At 72.4% G+C, this 5001-nt stretch carries 4 protein-coding genes and 1 pseudogene; 2 read left to right on the top strand and 3 right to left on the bottom strand.

Features of this window, described 5'->3' with window-relative positions:
- Nucleotides 1-307: pseudogene (locus EAD98_RS30250) on the bottom strand (penicillin-binding protein); the annotation flags it as partial.
- A 122-nt stretch (nt 308-429) separates the two neighbouring features.
- Here EAD98_RS30250 and EAD98_RS30255 point away from each other — a divergent pair.
- Nucleotides 430-1830 (top strand): hypothetical protein, encoded by a 1401-nt coding sequence (locus EAD98_RS30255; RefSeq protein ID WP_233584036.1) that lies wholly within the window; start codon nt 430-432, stop codon nt 1828-1830.
- A 9-nt stretch (nt 1831-1839) separates the two neighbouring features.
- On the opposite strand, the gene EAD98_RS30260 is transcribed toward EAD98_RS30255, so the two are convergent.
- Nucleotides 1840-3318, bottom strand: coding sequence for a glutamate--cysteine ligase (locus tag EAD98_RS30260; RefSeq protein WP_121657356.1), 1479 nt, complete (start codon nt 3316-3318; stop codon nt 1840-1842).
- A 294-nt stretch (nt 3319-3612) separates the two neighbouring features.
- Nucleotides 3613-4194 (bottom strand): YceI family protein, encoded by a 582-nt coding sequence (locus tag EAD98_RS30265; RefSeq protein ID WP_121657357.1) that lies wholly within the window; start codon nt 4192-4194, stop codon nt 3613-3615.
- Nucleotides 4195-4292: 98 nt separating this feature from the next.
- Between EAD98_RS30265 and EAD98_RS30270 the strand changes: the two genes are divergently transcribed.
- A complete protein-coding gene (locus tag EAD98_RS30270) occupies nt 4293-4799 on the top strand; it encodes a MarR family winged helix-turn-helix transcriptional regulator (protein ID WP_121657358.1) in 507 nt (168 codons plus the stop codon).
- Nucleotides 4800-5001: the final 202 nt, after the last annotated feature.

Here is a 5001-nt window from a genome sequence, read left to right on the forward strand (position 1 = left end):
CCGGTGGCACGGTCAGCCCGGTCCCCTTCGTCGGGGTGGAGGAGGTTCGGGGGGCGGAGGGCGTGGTCCGGCCGGTGCTGGGCCGGGGTGCGGTGGCCCGTCCGGTCGGCGCGCTCGTCGTGGCCACCGCCAACGGATCCGCCGGAGGTGTGTCGTCCTCGCCGGCCAGCAGCCAGCCGCCGGTCGCACCGACCGCGGCGAGGAGCACGGCGACCAGCCCGCCGCCCAGCAGCACGCTGGCCCGGCCCGCGCCGCCGCCGTCCCGGCCGGCGACGGCATCCTGCCGACCCGTGTTCGCGTCCATCATTGCGCCCACCGCCTCATCACCGGCGACCGTACCGGTCGTCGCCCAACCCGTTGCGTCCGCGGTCCACCCCGGCGGGTAGTTGCCACTCGCCGGGTCGACGACGGGACGTTACGCTGCCCGGCATGGCCAGACGGGGCTGGGGAGTATCGATCGTGACGGCGATCGGGGTCGCTGCCGGCGCTGGCGCCGCGCAACTTGGCTTCGGCTACGGGCTCGGCGTCATCACCTGGACGCCCACCGATGCGGGCGCCACCGACACGGCCTGGGCGGATGGCCTCGCCTGGGCCACCTGGCTCGCCGCCAGCTCCACTGTGCTGGGTGCGGTCTGCGCGCAGCGCCTGCACCAGAGGGCCGTACCGCCTGCGGCCGAGCCGACGGTGGTCGACCCGGACCCGACGCCTCCCGCCGCGCCGTCCCCGACGGGCGAGCCCGAGCCGGCAGAGCGGTCGGAGTCGGTGACGTCCGGGCCCACGCGTCCGGCTGCGGTCGAGGGCACGAGCCCGGCGTCGGCCCAGGTGGCCGAGGTTCCGCCCAGCGAGCATGGAGGCCTGCTGCGACGGGTGTCCCTGGCACTCGGCGCCGCGATCGGCGGGCTGGTCACCGTGCTCCTGGTCGCCGTACCCGCGCGGGTCGCGGTGGGCGCCGACACCGGTGCGCCGCAACGGGTGGCGGCCGTGCACGCCGGGCTGGGCATCCTGATCGGGGTGCTCGTCGCGCTCTGGGCGCTGCGCTCCCGCGCCGCCGCGGCGAACGTGACCGCGACGGCCGCCTGGCTCTGGCTGCTCGCGGTGGTCTCGGTGATCGACGGGGTACGCGTCGGGCGCGGGCTGACCGGCGCCCAGCTCGGCACCTGGCAGCTCGACCCGGACCACCCGCGGTACTGGATCGGGGACCAGCTCTACTGGCCCGGTGCGCTGCTGGCGCTCGTTCCCGCGCTGCTGATCGGCGCGCTGGCCGCCCGGCGAGCCGCCCGCTCGGCCGGGCATCGGGTCGGCGCGGCGGCCTCCGGCGCGGCCGGGCCGCTGCTCGTCGCGCTCGCCTACCTGACCACCCTGCCGCGCTGGTCGGCGCTGGGCCCCGCGCAGCTGTCCACCCAGGTCATCGCCCCGTACGCGGTGATCGTCGGCGTCGGCGGCTCGGTGCTGGTCGCTGTCCTCGCCGAGCGGGTTAACCGGAGTCGGCGGGTTGACCCGGACGCGACCGACCCGGTGGGAGCGGACGCGCAGCGGGTCGCCGAAGCTGACTCGACCCGGGCCGGCGAGCCCGACGCCGATCCGGCACGCCCCACGACCGGGGCCGGCACGGGACGCGGTACGGACGCAACCGGTGTCGCACCGCCGGCGGCCGGGACCGTTCCGCGGAAGCGGGATGCCGCCCGCGTACCGCGGGTGCCGGCGCCCCGCACGGACCCGGACAGCTCCGAGCCGACCGCTCCGGTGGACGGCGAGCCGGTGGAGGATGCGGCGTCGGGCGGCCGGCGGAGCCGGTCACCCCGACGGAACGGGCGACCCGGCACGGATTGAGACCCGGCCTCAGTCGACCGGCCAGGTGTGGACCGGCTCGTTGCCGCGCTGGAGTTCCGCGTAGCGCTGGACCATGTGGTGCAGCGCGGCGGCCCGGTCCATGCCCCGGTGCCGCTCGGCCGCCCAGACCGCCTCGGTCTGCCAGACGGCACCGTTGCGGCCGGTCCGGCAGCGCTGCTCGATGATGCCGAGCAACCGGTCGCGCTGGGCCGGGGCGACGCCGAACCCGTCCAGGCCGGCCGCGGCGGTGGGCAACAACTGATCCAGCACCAGCTTCGTGACCGGCACATCGCCGACCCGCGGCCAGTGCAGCACGGCGTCCAGGCCGCGCCGGGCGGCGGCGTGGAAGTTCTCCTCGGCGGAGCTGAAGGTGAGTTGGCTCCAGATCGGGCGGTCCGCCTCGGCCAGGCCGCGGGCCAGCCCGAAGTAGAAGGCCGCGTTGGCCAGCATGTCCACCACGGTCGGACCGGCCGGCAGCACCCGGTTCTCCACGCGCAGGTGCGGACGGCCGTTCATGATGTCGTAGACCGGACGGTTCCACCGGTAGACCGTGCCGTTGTGCAGCCGCAGCTCACCGAGCTGGGGCACACCGCCGGAGTGCAGCACCTCCACCGGGTCCTCGTCCTCGCAGATCGGCAGCAGCGGGGGGAAGTACCGGACGTTCTCCTCGAACAGGTCGAAGATCGAGGTGATCCAGCGCTCGCCGAACCACACCCGGGGGCGTACGCCCTGGGCCTTGAGTTCGTCCGGGCGGGTGTCGGTGGCCTGCTCGAACAGGGCGATCCGGGTTTCGGCCCAGAGCTGACGGCCGTAGAGGAAGGGAGAGTTCGCCCCGATCGCCACCTGCACCCCGGCGATGGCCTGGGACGCGTTCCAGTAGTCGGCAAAGCTGTCCGGGGCGACCTGGAGGTGGAACTGGAGACTGGTGCAGGCGGCCTCGGGGGCGATCGAGTCGGTGTGGGTCCGCAGCTGCTCGACGCCGCGGATGTCGAGCTCGATGTCCTCGCCCCGGGCGCCGACGATCTGGTCGTTGAGCACCCGGTAGCGCTCGTTGGTGGAGAGATTGTCCTCGACGAGGTGCCCCTCGGTGAGGGTGGGCAGGATGCCGACCAGGACGATCTTGGCGTCGGACTTGGCGGCACGCTCGTCGGCACGGGAGAGGCTGCTGCGCAGGTCATGCTCGTAGTCGGCGAAGCCGGTGCCCTCGATCAGCCGGGGCTCGGCGTTGAGTTCCAGGTTGAACTGCCCCAGCTCGGTCTGGAAGAGCGGGTCGGCGATGTCGGCGAGGATCTCCTCGTTGCGCATCGCGGGCTCGGCCGCCGAGTCGACCAGGTTGAGCTCGATCTCCAGGCCGGTCATCGGCCGGTCGGCGTCGAAGCCGAAGTCGTCCAGCATCAGGGCGAAGACGTCCAGGCACCGCCGGACCTTCTGCCGGTAGCGGACGCGGTCCTCCCGGGTGAAGGCGCCCTGCGAGACGTCCCTGCCCATGTGTCCTCCCGGCAGCCGGCGCGATCGGGATCCTGCCGTCCCGGAAAGCGCATTGTGAACCATCCACGTTAAGAGCGCCCACCTGACCGGAGCCAGGGGCCGGCGCCGATGATGCGAAGCCGCCGGCGTGGATGCGCTCGTGGCGCCATCTGTACCCCGTCGGGAGCGTGCCGGATCCGCCTGGGGTGGGAACAACCCGTGACAATTCACACCCAGGTGGCGACGGCTGGCGAAGACGACGCCGGGCCCGCGCCGACGTGCGGCGCGGGCCCGGCGTTCCGGTGATCCGGAGGATCAGGCCTGGCGGACGGCCTCGCCCTCGATCTCGATCTTAATCTTGCGGCCGACCAGTACGCCGCCGGTCTCCAGCGCGACGTTCCAGGTCAGGCCGAACTCCTCGCGGTCGATCTCGGTGCTCGCGGCGAAGCCGAAGATGTCCTGGCCGAACGGGCTGCGGCCGACGCCCTCGAACTCCACCTTGAGCTCGACCGGACGGGTGACGTCCTTGATGGTGAGGTCACCGGCGAGCACGAACTCGTTGCCGTGACGGGACGTGACCCCGGTGCTGCGGAACTCCAGCGTCGGGTACTTCTCGACCTCCAGGAACTCGGGGCTGCGCAGGTGCGCGTCCCGGTCGCCCTGGGTGGTGTCGATGCTGGCGGCCTGAATGGTGGCGACGACCGACGACTGCAGCGGGTCCTCGGCGATGGTGATGGTGGCGGCCGCCTCGCTGAACTCGCCGCGGACCTTGCTCACCATCATGTGTCGGGCGACGAAACCGACCCGCTTGTGCGCCGCGTCCAGCGCGTAGGTGCCGGCCGTCGGGATGGTGAGGCCGTCCCAGTCGCGGGTAACCGCATCGATGCTGCTGGTCATGCTGCTGTCCTCCAGAGAATGTTTAGTAGCCCAACGACTGCTTGAGCAACTATAGCCATAGCAATATTCCCTGTGTCAAGTACTGCTAGGATGAACGAGTGACCAACGTGTTCGACGATCCTCGGATCACCGCCGTCGGCCTGCTCTACGAGGTGCACGCCGGGCTGTCGGCCCGGTTCGCCGCCCAACTCGACGAGCAGGGCCTCTCCGTGGTCGAGTTCGAGGTGCTCACCCGACTAGCCCGCTCGCCCGGCAACCAACTGAGGATGACCGATCTCGCCGCGCAGACCTCCCTGTCCACCAGCGGGGTGACCCGTGTGGTGGACCGGATGGAACGCGACGGGCTGCTCACCCGCCGGGCCTGCCCGTCCGACCGCCGCAGTTCGTTCGCCGTTGTCACCGCCGCCGGCATGCAGCGGCTGGACGACACGCTGCCCGGGCATCTCCGGATCATCGAGCAGTGGTTCACCGGCCAACTCGACCCCGAGGCCCTGGCCGCGCTGCTCGACGGCCTGCGCCGGGTGCGCGACGCCGTCCACCCGTGCGCCACCGCCGGCAGCACCGATGCCCCCGAGCAGGAGGCGGAGGCGAACGGTCCGGCCTGAGCGTGTCGCACCACCGGCAGAAAGACCGGCAGAACTGACCTTGGCAACCGGACCTATCGCTCGGAATAGACTTTCCGCCCCGATAGCGGTGGCAGGCTTCCTGCACCGGGGATTCACCGGGGGGTGACGGCGCGGGCGGACAGCGAGGGGTAGTACCAAGGGGGCTTTTCGTCCGCGCCACTCCCGCCCGGCCGCCCGGAAC

Origin of the sequence: Micromonospora sp. CV4, from assembly GCF_003667455.1 — a bacterium.
Lineage (GTDB): Bacteria > Actinomycetota > Actinomycetes > Mycobacteriales > Micromonosporaceae > Micromonospora.

Excerpts from the sequence above, each read along its gene's own strand:
- EAD98_RS30255 (WP_233584036.1), top strand. The coding sequence starts at position 430 with ATGGCCAGACGGGGCTGGGGAGTATCGATCGTGACGGCGATCGGGGTC.
- EAD98_RS30260 (WP_121657356.1), bottom strand. The coding sequence starts at position 3,318 with ATGGGCAGGGACGTCTCGCAGGGCGCCTTCACCCGGGAGGACCGCGTC.
- EAD98_RS30265 (WP_121657357.1), bottom strand. The coding sequence starts at position 4,194 with ATGACCAGCAGCATCGATGCGGTTACCCGCGACTGGGACGGCCTCACC.